The following is a 16,586-nucleotide window of genomic DNA, read 5'->3' as shown; positions in this document are numbered from 1 at the left end:
TCGTCATTCCCAACTTGATTGGGAATCTTAATGCTTTCACTGATTTGCAAATTGCATTAGGGTTCCCGCCTGCGCGGGAATGACGGGCGATTGGGTTAGGCGCGATCGTCATTCCCAACTTGATTGGGAATCTTAATTCTTTTGCTGATTTGTAGGTTGCATTAAGGTTCACACCTGCGCGGGAATGACGGGCGATTGGGTTAACCGCGTATCGTCATTACCAGCTTGATTGGGAATCTTAAAGCTTTCGCTGATTTGTAGCTTGTATTAGGATTCCCGCCTGCGCGGGAATGACGGGCGATTGGGTTAACCGCGTATCGTTATTCCCAACTCGATTGGGAATCTTAAAGCTTTTGCTGATTTGTAGGTTGCATTAGGATTCCCGCCTGCTCGGGAATGATGGGCGAGTGGGTTAGGCGCGATCGTCATTCCCAACTCGATTGGGAATCTTAAAGCTTTCGCTGATTTGTAGGTTGCATTAGGATTCCCGCCTGCGCGGGAATGACGGGCGAGGGGTTTAGCCGCGTATCGTCATTCCCAGCTTGATTGGGAATCTTAAAGCTTTCGCTGATTTGTAGGTTACATTGGGCTTCAAGCCTGCGCGGGAATGACGTATGAGGGGTTAAGGCGCGATCGTCATTCCCAACCCGATAGCTATCGGGTCGACTGGGAATCTTAATGCTTTAGCGAGGTTTTTAGTTTGCATTAAGGTTCCCACCTGCTCGGGAATGACGGGCGCGTGAGTTAGCCGCGTATCGTCATTCCCAACTTGATTGGGAATCTTAATGCTTTAGCGAGGTTTTTAGTTTGCATTAAGGTTCCCGCCTGCGCGGGAATGACGCAAAGCGTTTAGAACGATTGTATTAAAATAACGCTTAATACGCGATTCAAACCAATAATATGTCGATTAGCACAAAAGAAATGAACAATAGCACAAAGCTGATAAAGCCATAAAGCCTTCATTTGTATCGTTAATTCTAACCATAATATTCTATGCACATTTTTACATCTTTCATCAGGAGTAACAAGCGAATGTTAATGCTTTTACTATTGATTTTTACCCATGGATATCTTTTTGCACAGCAAGCCACCATTAGCGGAGTTGTTAAAACAGCCCCCGATAATTTAGGTATGCCAGGTGTAAGTGTTCGCTTAAAGGGAACCGCGATTGCCACTTCTACTGATGCAAACGGAAATTTTAGTATCAAAATACCTGCGAAAGCCGGCATCCTCGAATTTACCTCGGTGGGGTATAAAGTTCAGGAAGTTCCGGTCTCTAAAAGCACCACTTTAAACATCACCTTAATAGAAGATGCTTCTACTTTAAATGATGTGGTAGTGGTAGGTTACGGAACTACGCGAAAACAAGATCTTACCGGTTCTGTAGCAGTGGTAGGTGTTAAGGATTTCCAAAAAGGGAGTATCAGCACACCAGAGCAAATGTTATCAGGTAAAGTATCGGGTGTTTCCATTACTTCAAACAGCGGTCAGCCAGGAAGCGGGAGCGCCATCCGTATCCGTGGCGGTTCATCATTAAATGCCAGTAACGATCCATTATTCGTGATCGACGGGGTACCTTTGGAAAGTGGGGGTGTTTCAGGTGCATCAAATCCTTTAAGTTTTATTAATCCGAATGATATTGAAACTTTCACGGTGTTAAAAGATGCTTCCGCAGCTGCAATTTATGGTGCAAGGGCATCCAATGGGGTAATCATCATCACCACGAAGAAAGGTTTGGGTGATGCCTTAAAAGTGACTTTCAATTCAGTTAATTCTGTTTCTACATTAACCAAACAGTTAGATGTGTTGAGTGCTGATGAAATCCGCTCGATTGTAAATGCAAAAGGTACTTCAGCACAAAAAGCACAATTGGGTACATTTAATACCAACTGGCAGGATTTGATTTATCAGGACGGTTTCTCTACCGATAACAACATCAGTATAAGTGGAGGGATTAAAAAACTGCCTTATCGTTTATCCATTGGTTATCAAAATCAAACTGGTGTGTTAAGAACTGATCAATTGCAGAAAACTTCAGCTGCACTTGTTTTTAATCCAAGGTTTTTTGATAATCACCTCAAACTGGATATTAACCTGAAAGGAAGTATGCAGAAAACGCGTTTCGCAAATACGGCCGCTATTGGTGGTGCGGTAAGTTTCGACCCTACACAAGCTACTTATACCAACCGATCAGACTATAATGGCTATTGGGAATGGCTGGATTCTACTACACCAACAGGATTGGTGAATCTGGTTGGCCGTAATCCGGTGGGTTTATTGGAGCAAAGAGAAGACCGTGCAAAACCAATGCGTAGCATCGGTAACGTTCAACTGGATTATAGTTTTCATTTTTTGCCAGAATTACACGCTAATTTAAACGCTGCTTATGATGTGGCTTCAGGAAAAGGTACTGTTTTCGTTGATCCAAACGCAGCCGAAGCATTTGTAGGTAATTTAAATGGCCTTGGCAATGGTGTAAATAATCAATATAAACAAAACAGGAGAAATACCGTTCTGGATTTTTACCTCAACTATGTTAAAGAATTTAAATCAATCAAAAGTAGGGTAGATGCAACGGCAGGTTATTCTTATAATGATTATTTAACCACACAGTATTTTTATGCAAATTTTGATGCAAGTGGAAATCAGACCAATGCTACCCCTGCTTTTGCTTTTAACAAACCACAAAACCGTTTAATCTCCTACTTTGGGCGCTTAAACTATAATTACGATGATCGGTTCCTGTTAACGGGAACAATCCGCAGAGATGGTTCATCACGTTTCGGGCCTGCTTATAAATATGGGGTGTTCCCATCGGCAGCTTTAGCATGGACAATTAAAAATGAGTCTTTTTTAAAGGATAGCAAAATCATTTCTACATTGAAATTACGTTTGGGATATGGCATTACAGGGCAACAGGATGGAATTCCTAACTACGGATATATGTCTACTTATGGCCTGAGCTCGCTAAATGCATCCTATCAATTTGGAAATATCTTTTACCAGATGTACCGTCCAAGTGCTTACATCTCTAATCTGAAATGGGAAGAAACCGCCACAGCCAATATCGGTTTAGATTTCGGATTTTTGGATAACCGCATTACGGGAACATTGGAAGTTTATCGCAAGAAAACCAGCGATTTATTAAATTTAATCCCTCAGCCTGCCGGAACAAATTTTGCCGCAACTGCAGTTGTAAATGTTGGCGATATGGAAAATAAAGGGGTGGAGTTAACCCTGAACTTTAATCCGGTAAAAGAAAAAGACTTCAATTGGGATTTCAGCTTTAACGCTACTTATAACAAAAATATCATTACCAATTTAACGGTGGTACCTAACGATCCAAATTATGCAGGCTTTCCAAGTGGAACCATTTCAGGCGGCGTTGGGGGCCAAAATGCTTTTATCAATGCAGTTGGCGGACCGAAGAATACCTTCAACTTATTTGAGCAGACTTACGATCAGAACGGAAACCCGATTGAAGGCGTTTATGTAGATCAGAATGGGGATGGCGTTATCAACCAAAACGATTTCAAAAAAGGAAAACAGGCAGATCCTAAAGTATTTCTGGGTTTTAGCAATAATTTAAGCTACAAAAAATGGAACCTGTCTTTCACCCTTAGGGCTAACTTAGGTAACTATTTGTACAATAATAACTATAGCCAGAGCGGTAACCTAAACCAGATTTTAGGTACGGCAGTTATTTTAAATGCTTCGCCAAATTACCTTACTACCAATTTTAAAACACAACAGTTATTGAGCGATTACTACGTTCAAAATGCCTCATTCCTGAGAATGGACAATGTTAACCTGGGGTATGCTTTTGGTCAGATTTTAAAAACCAAAGCAAACTTAGCCTTGACTGCCAGCGTACAGAATGTGTTTGTAATTACCAAATACAAAGGTTTAGATCCGGAAGTTGCCTCTGGAGTGGATAACAATATCTATCCCCGACCACGTATTTTCTCTTTAGGCTTAAATGTTAATTTTTAAGATGATGAACTGCTTTAACAAAAAATATATGAAACCACGTGTTTTACAACTATTCATGCTGACTTGCACTGCGGTAATTTTTACCACATCGTGCAATAAATTAGATCTGGTACCAACCAATGATCTTACTGCAGATAAAGTATATACTTCGGCCGCGGGTTATAAACAATCGTTGGCTAAGGTTTACGGCGCTTTTGCCCTTACCGGGAATGCATCGGTTGGCCAGCCGGATATACCGGTAGAGATTATCAAAGATGAAGGAAACTCCGATTTCTTGCGTTTATACTGGAATTTGCAGGAACTCACCACTGATGAAGCCGTTTGGTCATGGCAGAACGATGCCGGTATTCAAGGCCTGCATGAAATGACATGGTCATCCATCAATTCGATCATTAATGGTTTATATTACCGTTCATTTTTTCAGATTACGCTTTGTAACGATTTCATCAACCAATCTTCTGATGATAATTTAAATAAAAGAGGAATCGTTGGTGCTGACGCAGATCAGGTACGAAAGTTCAGGGCAGAGGCCCGTTTTATCAGGGCTTATCAGTATGCCGTATTGATGGATATTTACGGAAATCCGCCATTGGTTACCGAAACTACCGAAATAGGAGGCAAGGACTTACCAAAACAGATTAGCCGTAAAGATTTATTCGCTTATGTAGAATCAGAACTTAAGGCCATCGAAAATGATTTAGCAGCACCGAAAGCTAACGAATATGGCCGAGCCGATAAGGCTGCCTCGTGGGCATTATTATCGAGAATATATTTAAATGCCGAAGTATATACCGGTACCGCCAGATATACTGATGCGATTACTTACTGCAACAAAATTACCGCTGCGGGTTATACACTTCATGGTAATTACCGCGAGCTAACCATTGCCGATAACCACTTAAATACGGATGAGAATATTTTTACCATTAATTACGATGGTACCAGTACTCAAAATTATGGTGGCACAACTTACCTGATGCATGGTCCGGCACACGTTCCGGCAGAAGTTTCAGGATCGAATGGCGATTGGGGCGGATTAAGGATTACCCAGCAGTTTGTGAATCTTTTTGCTGATAAAACAGGCGCAACAGATACGAGGGCACAGTTTTATATGTCAGGACAGAATATGGAGGTGAACGATCTGTACACTTCGAATGATGGTTATTCGAGCACCAAATACCGCAACAAAACCCGTTCTGGTGGCCCGGCTCCGCATCAGGATATTGCCAAAGATTTTTCGGATATCGATTTTCCTCTATTCCGTTTAGGCGAAATCTATTTAACTTATGCCGAAGCTATTTTACGTGGCGGATCAGGTGGCAGTTTAACGCAGGCCTTAACTTACATTAACCAGTTGCGTACCCGTGCCTATAATGGCAGTACAGCCGGAAATATCACGTCGAGTGCTTTAACCACCGATTTTATTTTAGATGAACGCGGACGTGAACTTTGGTACGAAGCCACCCGAAGGACAGATTTAATCCGTTTCGGGAAATTTACCACTGCAGCCTATTTATGGGCATGGAAAGGCGGTGTTAAAGGTGGTACAGCAGTAAACAGCAAGTACAATCTTTATCCTTTGCCTCCAACCGATCTTTCGGCCAATCCAAATCTTCGTCAGAATACAGGTTATTAATCTAAATTATCATGAAAAAATTTATTCATATCCTTTATACTTTGCTTTTAATCAGCCTGTTCTTCGGCTGCAAAAAAGATGATAGCACAAATGTAGTTACTCCACCCAGTGCAGGCAGTCTCGCTTTTAAAAGCTCTGCAGCCGCTCTAGTGTTAACCTCCGCAACTGATGCCACCAATGTGGTGACCTTCAGTTTTAAGGCGGCAAACTTTGGCGTGAGTGTTATCCCAACTTACTCTTTAGAGTTTGATGTGCCTGCCGATACCTTAGGCGCAAATGCATGGGCCAATGCAATAAGCGTTAAACTTGCAACAGGTACTTTAGAAAAAGCTTATTTGGGTGCCGATTTTAATTCGCTTTTGGCCAATCAATTGTTATTGCCAACAGGTGCCGTAAGTACCTTAGTTGTAAGGTTAAAAGCAGAAGTAACTCAAAATACAGGAACAGCTTCTACCATCAAACCAATCTACTCGAGCTTAACCATGACGGTTAATCCATACAAAGCTACCATCGAATACCCGGCGCTGATGGTAAAAGGAGGCAATTCCTGGAAAACACCAACCGCAAGGACCAATGGTTTTGTACTCACTTCAACTAAATTCAATTCTAAATATGAGGGATATTTAAATTTACCAAATGCCGATGGCTATGGTGGCGATGCTTTTCAACTGGTATCAACAAAAGATGCAAGTAAAGTTTACGGTTGGGGAGGTACTTCAACAACCATGAGCTTAACCGGCGGTAATTTATACCTTACACCAGCACCAGCTTACATGAAAGTAAACGCTGATGTAGATGCTTTAACCATTACCTATACACCCGTAAAATTCTTTATCTCCGGTGATGACAATGCCTGGAGCACTTCATCAACGCCATTGATATATAATGCAACAACCGGTAAATGGGTTGCAGCAAATGTTTCCTTAACCGCGGGCAAAACTTTCGTATTTACCTGTAACGGCGGTTACGATATCAGTTATAAAGTAGATGCCAATGGCGCATTGATTTATGCAGGTGCGCCAACCTGGGGCGGTATTAATATCCCGGTTACCAAAACAGGTGTATTCACCGTTACTTTAGATTTAAGTGCCGGTGACGGAAATTATACTTATTCGATTAAATAAATTTCTCGTTTCGTCATTCCCAACTAGATTGGGAACCTTAAAGCGCTGGCAGGTATATGGAATATTAGGATTCCCGCCTGCGCGGGAATGACGGGCGATTTAGAATAAACTATAATACAAAGATTAAGTTCAATACTTATTTAAAGAATATAGAAATGTTTAAAAAAATAAAAACCATAAACTGGCTGGGCCTTATGTTAATGCTCAGTCTGATCAATACAGGTTGCAAAAAAACAATAAAAGGCGAAACGCAGATTTATCCTGCTCCCGATCCGGTAGGCACTTATGCCTTAGGAGCCGATGTAAGCTGGCTAACGGAAATGGAAGCTGCGGGCAAAAAGTTTTACAATGCTACGGGTGATCAACAGGATTTGTTGAAGATTCTGAAAGATAAAGGCATCAATACCATTCGATTGAGGGTTTGGGTGAATCCAGCTGCCGGCTATTGCAATACCGCCGATGTTTTGGCAAAGGCAAAAAGGGCAAAAGCCATGAACATGCGTTTACTGATTGATTTTCATTACAGCGATTCGTGGGCAGATCCCGGACAGCAGAACAAACCTGCCGCATGGGCTTCGCAGGATTTTGCTACCTTGAAAACTTCAGTTTATAACCATACCGTTGAGGTTTTAACGGTTTTAAAAAACAATAAAATTGTGCCTGAATGGGTACAGGTAGGCAACGAAACCAATAACGGCATGTTATGGAACGATGGAAAAGCATCTGCAAATATGAAAAACTTTGCAGATTTGGTACTTTCGGGATATAATGGTGTAAAAGCAGTAAATCCGACCTCGAAAGTGGTGGTGCATATCTCCAATGGTTACGATAATAGTTTATTTAGGTGGATATTTGATGGCTTAAAGAACAATGGTGCCAAATGGGATGTAATCGGCATGTCGATGTATCCTACCGCTGCTGATTGGTCGACAAAAAATACCCAGTGTTTGGCCAATATGACGGATATGGTTTCTCGCTATGGATCGGAAGTAATGATCTGCGAATTGGGAATGCCAGTTTCAGAAGCGGTAGCCTGCAAAGCTTTTATTAAAGATTTAATAGCGAAGAATAAATCGTTGCCAAATAACAAAGGGTTAGGGGTTTTCTATTGGGAACCGCAATCTTACAATAGCTGGAGCGGTTATAAATTGGGCGCTTTTGACGATTCGGGTAAACCAACGGTTGCAATGGATGCGTTTTTGCCTTAACATGAGTTGGTCCGGATTTGTAATCCGGGCCTAACGAGAAACGGATTTTAAATCCGTAGTTAGTGCAGTCGGGATTACAAATCCCGACTAACATAACCTAACTTGTGGTCGTGGTTCGTGTCTCCACGAATTACATAAAGAAATGACAACGCTTAATAAATTCGGGACTACAAATCCCTAAAAGCATTTTTTATTTATGATTTTACTCAAAAAGCTGCCTCTTCTTCTTGCTTTTGTCCTTATGACAACGCTTACCCATGCCCAAAATAAACAGGGTGTTTATGTAGATGCATCAGGTGTAATCCGTTGGGAGAAAGACCATAAAGAAGCCGCGTTTTTCGGTACAAACTATACCGCACCTTTTGCTTATGGCAATCGTGCCATTTTACGAATGGGTGTTACGGCCGAACAAGCAATAAAAGACGATGTATATCATTTCTCGCGTTTGGGTTTGGATGCCTTCCGTGTACATGTTTGGGATCAGGAAATATCAGATGCTGAAGGAAATCTGATCAATAATGAACATTTGCGTCTTTTCGATTTTCTACTCGCAGAACTTAAGAAACGCAAGATCAAAACCCTGGTTACACCCATCGCCTTTTGGGGAAATGGTTATCCGGAGAAGGATGAAAAAACAGGGAGTTTTGCCAATAAATACGGTAAAGATAAATCGGTAGTTAGCGAAGAAGCCTTTAAAGCACAGGAAAATTACCTGAAACAGTTTTTCAAACACAAAAATCCTTACACCGGTTTAACCTATCAGCAGGATGCCGATATTTTGGCTGCAGAAATCAATAACGAACCCCATCACAGCGGACCAAAAGAAAGAGCTACGGAATATGTAAACCGCATGACTGCCGCCATAAAAAGTACCGGCTGGACGAAACCCATTTTCTACAACATCAGCGAATCGCCCTGGTACGCCGATGCCATTGTAAAGGCAAATGTTCAGGGCCATACTTTTCAATGGTACCCTACAGGTTTGGTTGCCGGCCATACTTTGCAAGGCAATTACCTCCCGAATGTGGCGAAGTACAAAATTCCTTTCGATACCATTCCGGCATTTAAAAACCGCGCTAAAGCGGTGTACGAATTTGATGCGGGCGATGTAATGGCGCCGATCATGTATCCGGCAATGGCCAGAAGTTTCAGGGCTGCTGGTTTTCAATGGGCTACACAATTTGCCTACGATCCCATGGCTACCGCTTATGCCAACACCGAATACCAAACCCATTATTTAAACCTTGCTTATACACCTTCAAAAGCAATCAGTATGTTAATTGCTTCAAAGGTTTTTCATCAAACAGCCCGTTTAGATGCGTTAAACAATGGCAATGCATTCGGCCCCTTTAAAATCGATTACAAAAGTTCGCTGAGCGAAATGAATACTGCCGAAGAATTTTATTATACCAATTCCACCTCATCGAAAATAATTAATGCCAAAAAGCTAAAACATATTGCGGGGGTTGGAAGCTCAAAAATTGTTCAATATGATGGTAGGGGAGCTTACTTTATCGATCAGGTTGCTGCCGGGGTATGGCGTTTGGAAGTGATGCCTGATGCAGTTCAGATCAGAGATCCTTTTGAAAAAGCGTCGCCTGAAAAAGAAGTTACACGGATCATCTGGTCTACCTTACCAATGGATATCGATCTGCCCGATTTAGGCTCCAATTTTACAGTTAAAGGTTTAAATCAAGGTAATATGATTAATTCGGTAGCTGTTAAAAATTGGTTTAATGTTTCTCCCGGAGCTTATCTGTTGGTAAAGAAAAACCTGAAAACCAATCTAAATGCGCAAAACAGTTATCAGAATATTGCTTTGGGAGAATTTGTTGCTCCAAAAGCTTCAAAAGGAGATATTTTTGTCAAACATCAGCCTTTAACAACGGTTTCAGAAGATGTTGCTTTCCAAATCAATGCAGAAATTACAGGTTTAGGCTTAAAAGATTCTGCCTTTGTTCGGTTAAATACTGCAAACCGCTGGAAAAATATTCTACTTCAAAAAACTCAGGAGTACCAATATGCCGCAACAATTCCTGCCGAGCTGGTGAAAAATGGCTTATTGAGCTATCAGATCATAATCCATAAGGCTAATGGCGATTACATTACTTTTCCTGCCCAAGTAAATGGGAATCCAAATGCATGGGATAAACTCGAAACCGAAAGCTACCAGACTTATGTTGCAGCTAAAAATGCCAGGGTAGAAATCTTCAATGCAGCTTTAGATGGGAAAAACAGTAATATTTATAATCCCGATTGGGGAAATAGTAAAGTAGAATACGTTTCAGATGAAAATCCATCTGTTTTAAGTATGAAGCTATCAATCAATATGCCTAAAAGTACCCAACTGATGGGTTTTCAAAGCTTTTTCGCTGATAAAATGACTGGAAGAGTTTCGGAACTGAATAATTTAAGAAAATTGGTCATCAAAATAAAGGCAAGTACCGAAAACACTAAAGTTAAGGTGGGCTTAATTGATACAGATGCCCATTTTTTCTCCACAGAAATCCTTGCGGGAAAAGATTTTCAACTAATCGAAATTCCATTAAATCAGCTTAAAAATGATGCACAGTTATTGCTTCCGCGTCCTTATCCTGGCTTTTTGCCACTTTATTATCAATCACCAAACAAAGCTGCATTCGACTTGAAAAATGCCGAAAAGCTCGAAATTACTTTTGGTTATGGGGCCAGTACCAAACCGATCAATATTGCTATCGAATCTATTTATTTAAAATAACCGTCAATTACATGTTCCGATTGAAGAAAATACTTTTTACCATTTTTATGGTTAGCGTTACTTATTTAAATGCCGCTGCCCAAAGAACTGAGATCCTGTTAGATGAAGGCTGGAAATTCTCAAAGGGAAATTTCCCCAATGCTGCCGAGGCTACTTTCAATGATACACGCTGGGAAACCGTAACTATTCCACACGATTGGGCCATTAGTGGGCCATTTGACAAAGAAATAGATAAACAGGTAATCGCAATTACCCAAAATGGGGAAACCAAAGCCAGTGAGAAAACGGGTAGGACCGGAGCTTTACCTTATATCGGTGAGGGTTGGTACAGAAAAAAGCTCAGTCTTCCGTCACTTAAACCAAACCAAAAAGTACTGTTACAAATTGATGGCGCCATGAGCGAGCCACGAGTTTACCTTAATGGAAAGTTGGTTGGCGAATGGAATTATGGCTACAATTACTTTTATATCGATATTACTAATGACCTAAAAGCGAATGATAATTTATTGGCCGTTCACCTGAAGAATATGGCAAAATCGTCACGTTGGTATCCGGGAGCGGGCTTGTACCGTAACGTACATTTGATCATTAAAGAAGAAAAAAGCATCGATCAATGGGGGATCACCGTTACTACGCCTATTGTTAAAAAAGAATTTGCCAAAGTAAATATCAAAACCAAATTAACCGGTAAAGGTGTACGTGTGGTTACGCAGATTTTAGATAGTTTGGGTAAGCAGGTGGCCATTGATACTGCAAAGGGCATTTTTGGCAATGAGACTGATCAGAATTTAGAGATTAATAATCCTATTCTTTGGAGTCCTGAGCGCCCGTATCTGTATACTGCGGTATCGAGTGTATATGAAGGAAATGTATTGAAAGATGTCGTAAAAACAAGATTAGGTGTTAGAACAATCAATTTTAGTCCAGGGATAGGTTTTAGTTTGAACGGTAAAGTACGAAAGTTTAAAGGCGTTTGTTTACACCACGATCTAGGTCCGCTTGGAACGGCCATTAATACAGCAGCTTTAAGAAGGCAACTCACCATTTTAAAAGAAATGGGTTGCGATGCTATCAGAAGTTCGCACAACATGCCTTCGCCGGAGCAACTGGAATTGTGTGATGAAATGGGTTTTATGTTCCTCGCCGAAAGTTTCGATGAATGGGCAAAAGCCAAAGTAGAAAATGGTTATCACCTATATTTTAATACCGATGCTGAAAAAGACATTGTAAACCTGGTGCAGGCGAATAAAAACCACCCTTGTATCGTAATGTGGAGTTCGGGGAACGAAGTGCCGGATCAGTTTGGTGCCGAAGGAGTTAAGAGAGCCAAATGGCTGCAGGAAATTTTCCATCGCGAAGATCCTACACGCCCGGTTACGGTAGGAATGGACCAGGTGAAGGCCACCATGCAATCAGGTTTTGGCGCGCTGATGGATATTCCAGGCTTGAATTATCGGGTACACCTTTATGAAGAAGCCAACAAGGTTTTTCCGCAGGGATTTATTTTAGGATCAGAAACGGCGTCAACGGTAAGCTCGAGGGGGATTTATAAGTTTCCGGTTGTAAAAGGTTTTGATAAACAATATCCGGATTTTCAATCATCTTCATATGATCTCGAATATTGCAGCTGGTCTAACGTACCTGATGATGATTTTGTAATGCAGGATGATAAACCATGGGTGATCGGGGAGTTTGTTTGGACAGGTTTCGATTATCTTGGTGAGCCTACACCTTATGATAACAGCTGGCCATCAAGAAGTTCCTATTTCGGGATTTCTGATGTTGCTGGTTTGCCTAAAGATCGTTATTATTTGTACAGAAGCCGCTGGAATAAAACAGCACCCACGCTTCACTTACTTCCGCATTGGAACTGGGAGGGAAGAGAAGGTCAAACCACGCCTGTTTTTGTGTACACCAGTTACGATAGCGCCGAACTTTTTTTAAACGGAAAAAGTTTGGGTATAAGGAAAAAAGATAAATCAACTCCGCAGAACCGATACAGGTTGATGTGGATGGATGTTAAATACGAACCAGGAACCTTAAAAGTAGTAGCGCTTGACGACAATGGAAAGCCTGTAGCGGAAGAAAAAATCACCACGGCGGGTAAGCCCTATAAAATTGTATTAACGCCAGATAAAAAACAAATTAGCGCTGATGGCAAAGATTTATCTTACGTAACGGTATCGGTGGTCGATAAAAATGGAATATCTTGTCCTACCGCTACTAATGCCTTAAATTTTGAAGTCAAAGGCGCCGGGGCATTCAAAGCGGTTTGTAATGGTGATGCCACTTCACTGGAATCGTTTGTTAAACCAACGATGAAACTATTCAGCGGAAAGTTGGTGGTGGTTGTTCAATCAGGCAAAAAAGTTGGGCCAATTCAATTGAGTGTGAAAGGAAAAGGCCTGGAAAACGGAAATGTGGAAATTGTTTCTGTGAAGTAATAGATTCGTCAAGTTCTGGTCTTAGCATCTCGCTAAGACCAAAAAATCCGGTCGTCATTCCCACACAGATAGGAATCTTAATGCTATTGTCTATTTTTTATTTTCTTTTAAGTAACATTACAATTCAGTGCTTCTGTGGCTAAAAACCTATCGCAATATTAAAGATTCTTCGCTGCGCTCAGAATGACATAAATCTTTCAGAATGTATAGGTACTGTTACATTTTAACAAGTTCTGGTCTTAGCGTCTCGCTAAGACCGAAAAATCCGGTCGTCATTCCCACACAGGTGGGAATCTTAGTGCTATTGCCTATTTTTAATTTTCTTTTAAGTAACATTACAATTCAGTGCTTCTGTGGCTAAAAACCTATCGCAATATTAAAGATTCTTCGCTGCGCTCAGAATGACATAAATCTTTCAGAATGTATAGGTACTGTTACATTTCAACAAGTTCTGGTCTTAGCGTCTCACTAAGACCAAAAAATCCGGTCGTCATTCCCACACAGGTGGGAATCTTAGTGCTATTGCCTATTTTTAATTTTCTTTTAAGTAACATTACAATTCAGTGCTTTTGTGGCTAAAAACCTATCGGAATATTAAAGATTCTTCGCTGTGCTCAGAATGACATAAATCTTTCAGAATGTATAGGTACTGTTACATTTCAACAAGTTCTGGTCTTAGCATCTCGCTAAGACCAAAAAACCGGGCCGTCATTCCCACGCAGGTGGGAATCTTAATGCTATTGCCTATTTTTTATTTTCTTTTAAGCAACATTACAATTCAGTGCTTTTGTGGCTAAAAACCTATCGGAATATTAAAGATTCTTCGCTGTGCTCAGAATTACATAAATCTTTCAGAATGTATAGGTACTGTTACATTTCAACAAGTTCTGGTCTTAGCGTCTCACTAAGACCAAAAAACCGGGCCGTCATTCCCACACAGGTGGGAATCTTAGTGCTATTGCCTATTTTTAATTTTCTTTTAAGTAACATTACAATTCAGTGCTTTTGTGGCTAAAAACCTATCTGAATATTAAAGATTCTTCGCTGCGCTCAGAATGACATAAATCTTTCAGAATGTATAGGTACTGTTACATTTCAACAAGTTCTGGGCTTAGCATCTCGCTAAGCCCAAAAATCCGGCCGTCATTCCCACGCAGGTGGGAATCTTAATGCTATTGCCTATTTTTTATTTTCTTTTAAGTAACATTACAATTCAGTGCTTTTGTGGCTAAAAACCTATCGGAATATTAAAGATTCTTCGCTGTGCTCAGAATGACATAAATCTTTCAGAATGTATAGGTACTGTTACATTTTAATCTTATTTGGAATAATTTTTTAAATTAGCATATATTCATAAAAACCTGATAAGCTTATGGAAAATCTAAAAGAAGAAACCAAAATCAAAGCTTTCCTCACCAGGATAAAAGCAGAGTGGCCGGGAGTGGTGGAGCGCTTTGAGTTTAAAACAGGCAGTGTAATTTACGTTCATTTAAAGGAAGGGATATCGAGTATGGATTTTCTGGGTAAACTTTCCCGTCAGGTAGAGCGTTTTGTAGATTTTAGTATGCCCATTATCCTTTACCACATCGAAAGTGATGGCATGAATTTAAGGTCGCATCCCATCAATTGGTATTCTTCACTTAAGTAGAGAAATTCACTTTAATATTTTCAAATTTTGCTGTTTTGAATCTTTTTTTGCCGTAAACTCAATTTTGTTTGCCAGTAATTTTGGTTTTTGCGTTTTAATCCTATTTTTGAGTTTTAATTTAATAAACATCCAGTATAATGAAAAACGGAACAGTAAAATTTTTTAACTCAGAAAAAGGCTTTGGCTTCATTAAAGAAGAAAGTGGATCTGAGATTTTTGTGCATGCATCAGGCCTGATTGACGAAATCAGAGAGAATGATACAGTTGAATACGAAGTTCAAGAAGGCAAAAAAGGCCTTAATGCAGTGAAAGTAAGAGTTGTTTAATTCTTCCCCAAAAAGATTTTGAGCAGGATTTAGTCCTGCTTTTTTTTTGCCCATACCTCAGCATCATAATATTCAACTCCAATAGCTCAATTACTGAACAAAAAGATTGAAAAAATTTCCTTCTCATTTCTAGCTGATTACCGATTTTAACTGCTTTAACTGTGTTTTGCATAGCTGTTTTGTGGATTGGATTTTTATTTTTGTTATTGTCGATCTAGTCGGCCGGAACCAAACAAATTAAGATTTTTGCAACTTTCTATTTTTTCAATTCGGGAACCTGTTATCAATAACAAACCTCTTGATCGGGGCGCTTTTATGGCTGCGGCGCAGTTTGTGATGGCGTTAAACTTTGCCACAGAATTTGAGCTTCTAAGCCTGTCGGCCATGAATACACAGAACGGAAATACTAAAAAAGGTGGACTCGTGTTTGTTCGTAATGGTAAATTAAAGATGCATCCCGAAATTTATGATCATTTATCGTTGATATCAATCTCATCTATTTGTGCCGGGAGTGTTTATTTCCATGGACTTGATAAAATTGCTGCAGAAGTTGTAAATCTTCCTTATAGCGATGGGTTTTTAAATCTTGAGGGTGCCGAGGAAGATTATATGGCTTTTAAACGTTTATGTAGTCCGGTTTCAAGGTTTTTTTTATTACAGGCCAAAAAAGTACAGTGGTCAGCAATTCTATCTACCTTCAGGTTCTTTATGATGGAAGGCATTTGGGATGTGGTGAGTGATGTTGCAAAAGCCATTAGCCAGGCTGATGCCGATGTACTTTCATGTACGCAACTTTTAGAAAAAATGCAAAATGAAAAATGGTATCCTGAATTTTGCAATTCCCTTAAAACATTTCATGCTTCAAGATATCCTTTAAGTAAAGTTGGACTCGAATCGGAATTGCCAGAAATGGCCTGAATTATTTCAGATAATTATCTAACAACGCACTGATTTCATCACCAAGCGCTCTGTTACCCATATTATTAAGTTTTTGTTGTGACGAATTGTGTTTTTCGATATATGTAGCCTCCGTTTTATTGAATTTTAAATAACCCTGCTCAAAATAACGTTCTTCAATTTCAGTAGAAGAATCCAAAGATCTAAACCATAATTTAATTAGTGAGCCTGTAAGCTTATCATAATAAAGCCAGTGGTATTTTGCTTCTGCATCTGCATTGTCGGGCAGATTAAGGCGTTGGATTTCTAGAATAGCGGTATCTGAATTTTGGAAAAAGTATAAAATCTTATATTTAGACGACATGCCGCAAAAATAGGACTTAATTTTTTATCGCAAAAGAGTTTTTTGCTGTTTAGATATAATATTATTGACCAATGTAATAAGCTTGTTGGTCAGGATCTGTGATCCTGACCTTTGGTCTCCGGATTTATAATCCGGTTTTATAATCCCGACTAACATTCTTTAAAAGATTCTTCACTGCGTTCAGAATGACAAATAGATATAGGCTACAA

General features: G+C 40.0%; 10 protein-coding genes. 9 read left to right on the top strand and 1 reads right to left on the bottom strand.

From position 1 onward, the window contains the following. Positions 1-993 precede the first annotated feature (993 nt). The 9 genes from U859_RS0107705 to U859_RS0107660 all read left to right on the top strand — a co-directional run bounded on the left by U859_RS0107705 (position 994) and on the right by U859_RS0107660 (position 16,034). Positions 994-3,993, top strand: a complete 3,000-nt coding sequence (locus U859_RS0107705) for a SusC/RagA family TonB-linked outer membrane protein (protein WP_029985562.1) — start codon at positions 994-996, stop codon at positions 3,991-3,993. Between the two features lie 28 nt (positions 3,994-4,021). Further along, positions 4,022-5,629 (top strand): RagB/SusD family nutrient uptake outer membrane protein, encoded by a 1,608-nt coding sequence (locus U859_RS0107700; protein ID WP_025142827.1) that lies wholly within the window; start codon positions 4,022-4,024, stop codon positions 5,627-5,629. 11 nt (positions 5,630-5,640) lie between these two features. After that, positions 5,641-6,753 (top strand): SusE domain-containing protein, encoded by a 1,113-nt coding sequence (locus U859_RS0107695; protein ID WP_025142826.1) that lies wholly within the window; start codon positions 5,641-5,643, stop codon positions 6,751-6,753. Between the two features lie 155 nt (positions 6,754-6,908). Then, positions 6,909-7,961 carry an arabinogalactan endo-beta-1,4-galactanase gene (locus U859_RS0107690; RefSeq protein WP_025142825.1) on the top strand — a complete coding sequence of 351 codons (1,053 nt, stop codon included), beginning with the start codon at positions 6,909-6,911 and terminating at the stop codon, positions 7,959-7,961. 241 nt (positions 7,962-8,202) lie between these two features. Further along, the gene (locus U859_RS0107685; RefSeq protein ID WP_025142824.1) at positions 8,203-10,698 is read left to right on the top strand and encodes a hypothetical protein; all 2,496 of its coding nucleotides are present in this window, start codon (positions 8,203-8,205) and stop codon (positions 10,696-10,698) included. 20 nt (positions 10,699-10,718) lie between these two features. Then, positions 10,719-13,142, top strand: a complete 2,424-nt coding sequence (locus U859_RS0107680; RefSeq protein WP_410477221.1) for a DUF4982 domain-containing protein — start codon at positions 10,719-10,721, stop codon at positions 13,140-13,142. A 1,372-nt stretch (positions 13,143-14,514) separates the two neighbouring features. Beyond that, positions 14,515-14,790, top strand: coding sequence for a hypothetical protein (locus U859_RS0107675; RefSeq protein WP_025142822.1), 276 nt, complete (start codon positions 14,515-14,517; stop codon positions 14,788-14,790). Positions 14,791-14,927: 137 nt separating this feature from the next. Continuing rightward, positions 14,928-15,116, top strand: coding sequence for a cold-shock protein (locus U859_RS0107665; protein ID WP_025142821.1), 189 nt, complete (start codon positions 14,928-14,930; stop codon positions 15,114-15,116). Positions 15,117-15,500: 384 nt separating this feature from the next. Further along, on the top strand, positions 15,501-16,034 hold the full coding sequence (locus U859_RS0107660) for a hypothetical protein (RefSeq protein ID WP_162799896.1): 534 nt from the start codon (positions 15,501-15,503) through the stop codon (positions 16,032-16,034). Between the two features lies 1 nt (position 16,035). Here the strand turns inward: U859_RS0107660 and U859_RS0107655 are convergent, their stop codons facing one another. Beyond that, positions 16,036-16,377 (bottom strand): hypothetical protein, encoded by a 342-nt coding sequence (locus U859_RS0107655; RefSeq protein ID WP_025142819.1) that lies wholly within the window; start codon positions 16,375-16,377, stop codon positions 16,036-16,038. Positions 16,378-16,586: the final 209 nt, after the last annotated feature.

This window comes from Pedobacter jeongneungensis (assembly GCF_000633455.1).
GTDB classification, from domain to species: Bacteria; Bacteroidota; Bacteroidia; order Sphingobacteriales; family Sphingobacteriaceae; genus Pedobacter; species Pedobacter jeongneungensis_A.
Note: the sequence above shows the minus strand (reverse complement) of the source record. Positions and strands in the feature narration are given on the sequence as shown.